We start from the raw sequence: 2,550 nt of genomic DNA on the forward strand, positions 1-2,550 counted from the left end.
GCTGATGGGTTTGAGTGCCATATGAAGCTGTTCGACTGCCCGCAATGCGGCCACCGCCTCTATTTCGAGAATGCCCAGTGCCTGAACTGCGCCAGCCTCGTGCTCTATGATCCCGAGCACGCGCGTTTCACGCTGTCGGATGTTGATGGCGCCTACCACTGCACCAATGCTGACGAATGCGCCTGCAACTGGCGGACGGAGCCGGGCCAGGCCTTTTGCCGCGCCTGCGCGTTGAACCAGCTCATTCCGGACCTGTCCGTGGATGGGAACCGCCGGCGCTGGATCCGCGTCGAGGCCGCCAAGAAACGCGCCATCTATTCGCTGCTCGCCTTCGGCTTGCCGGTCGCGCCCAAGCAGAGCCCTGGCGACGAGGCGGGCCTTGCCTTCGATTTCCTTGCCGATCCGATCGGTGGCGGTCCTGGTGGCGAGCGCATCCTCACCGGCCACGACAATGGCCTGATCACGCTCAACGTCGCCGAGGCGGATTCGGCCGAACGCGAGCGACGGCGTGTCGCGATGGGCGAGAACTATCGCACGCTGCTCGGCCATTTCCGCCACGAACTCGGCCATTATTATTGGGACCGGCTGATCCGCGACGATCCGCAAAGGCTTGCCGCATTCCGCGCCCTGTTCGGCGACGAGCGTGCCGGCTACGAACAGGCGCTGACGGCCTACTACGCCAATGGCGCGGCGCCGGACTGGCAGCAGGGCCACATCTCGGCCTATGCGACCTCGCATCCCTGGGAGGACTGGGCCGAGACCTTCGCGCACTATCTGCACATCACCGACACGCTGGAGATGGTGCATGCGCTGAATTTTCCGCTCGGCCGGCTGGAGACGGTGGATGCCAACGCCCTGCCGCGTGGTGATACCGGCGGCGAACTGCAGACCGCGCCCGCCGAACCAAGGAACGCGCCTGAGCCTTTCGAGAAGATCCTTGACCGCTGGCTGGTGCTGTCGGAGGCGTCCAACTCGATCAACCGCTGCATGGGCTTGCCCGACCTCTACCCCTTCGTCATCTCGGGCGTGACGGCGCATAAACTGGCCTTTGTCCACAACCTGCTGACCGAATTGCCGAAAGAAACGGGAATAATTCGTGAGCCGGCACGGGCATTTTAGCCGGAACGCATAAGGCCTGGCTTCGTTTTCGTCCGCGAGGGAGCCTGAAAACGGAGTGAAATCCATGAAACTCATACTGTTTCCCGCGGTCGCCGCTGCGCTCGCCGCCTTGTCGGGTGTTGCGCTGGCCGAGACCGCCGTTTCGGCTGTTGCCGATCTCAACGTGCGCGCCGGACCGGGCCCGCAATATCCGGTCATCGGCGTGCTGGCCGCGGGCCAGTCGGCAACGCTCGAAGGCTGTATCGCCAACAGCAAATGGTGCACCATCGCCGAGACCAACGGCCGAGGCTGGATCTATTCGGACTATGTGACCGCCGATTTCGGCGGCAACGCGGTCGTGCTGACACGGCGGCCGGCCGATGCGGGCATCGCCGTCGTCGAGCAGCCGGATGACAGCGACTATTCCGACAACTACACCGGCGCCATCATCTCGGCTGAACCGGTCGAACCAGTCGAACCGATCGCCAGGCCGCCGGCCGAAGTGGGCACCTATATCAGCACCCATCGGCTCGATCCGGTCTATCTCGACGGCGAGGTGGTGACGGGCGCGACCTTGCCCGACAGTGTCGAGTTGCGCGAAATCCCCGACTACGACTACCGCTATGTCTATGTGAACAACCAGCCGGCGCTGGTCGATCCCGGCACGCGGCGTATCGTCTACGTGATGCGCTGACAAGTGCCGGCCAACAGGCGGTCGCCCGTCGAACGGTGCGGCCGCCTCTGCACAAATGCGCAACCACGAGCGCAAGCCGTGGCGAGGATGATTGCGCGCAAAGCGCCGATCCCATAGATCAGGCGACCCGGATGCTCGCCAGTCGCGTTCGGCAAGGGGAACCGCGTGATCATCGACAGAACCGCCTTCGAGCGCTACCGGCGCTCGCCGAACGCCAGGACAACCCCGCTCCGCCTCTTGCTTGGAACCGCGATCGTCGTGCTGTTCTGGATGGCGGCGACCCTGGTGGTGCTGCTCGGCGGCACCTATGCCTTCATCGTCTGGCGGGCCTCGACGGGAGCCGGCCGGCCGGCCGGCGGCCCGGTCCAGGATTTCCTCGCCTCGCCGCAGGGTATCCTCACCGCGCTGCTCTCCTTCGCCGGCATCTGGATCGGCCTGTGGGTCGCCATGCGCTTCGTGCACCGCGAGCCGCTTGCGGCGCTGGTCGGCGAAAGCCACCGCGTTTCATGGCTGGACTTCCTCAAGGGGCTGATCGCGGTGCTGATCACCTCGCTTCTTTCGGAGATTCTGCTCTACTGGCTGCAGCCCGAGATCGCGCGCGGCGCGATCAGCCTGTCGACATGGCTGCTGTTCCTGATCCCCATCGTGCTGCTCGCTTTGCTGCAGACCTCGTCCGAGGAGGCGCTGTTCCGCGGCTATCTGCTGCGGGGGCTGGCCAGCCGGTTCAGCAGTCCGCTGATCTGGGCAGGGCTTCCGCT

At 65.0% G+C, this 2,550-nt stretch carries 2 protein-coding genes and 1 pseudogene; all 3 read left to right on the forward strand.

Annotated features, from left to right (window positions below):
- Positions 1 to 21 precede the first annotated feature (21 nt).
- Positions 22 to 1,119 (forward strand): putative zinc-binding metallopeptidase, encoded by a 1,098-nt coding sequence (locus tag EN742_RS31390; protein ID WP_126057410.1) that lies wholly within the window; start codon positions 22 to 24, stop codon positions 1,117 to 1,119.
- A gap of 64 nt (positions 1,120 to 1,183) precedes the next feature.
- Entirely contained in the window at positions 1,184 to 1,792 is a 609-nt protein-coding gene (locus tag EN742_RS31395; RefSeq protein ID WP_126057409.1) for a DUF1236 domain-containing protein, read from the forward strand.
- 165 nt (positions 1,793 to 1,957) lie between these two features.
- A pseudogene (locus tag EN742_RS31400) lies at positions 1,958 to 2,550 on the forward strand (CPBP family intramembrane glutamate endopeptidase); the annotation flags it as partial.

Source organism: Mesorhizobium sp. M4A.F.Ca.ET.020.02.1.1 (assembly GCF_004022645.1).
Taxonomy (GTDB): Bacteria; Pseudomonadota; Alphaproteobacteria; order Rhizobiales; family Rhizobiaceae; genus Mesorhizobium.

Excerpts from the sequence above, each read along its gene's own strand:
- EN742_RS31390 (WP_126057410.1), top strand. The coding sequence starts at position 22 with ATGAAGCTGTTCGACTGCCCGCAATGCGGCCACCGCCTCTATTTCGAG.
- EN742_RS31395 (WP_126057409.1), top strand. The coding sequence starts at position 1,184 with ATGAAACTCATACTGTTTCCCGCGGTCGCCGCTGCGCTCGCCGCCTTG.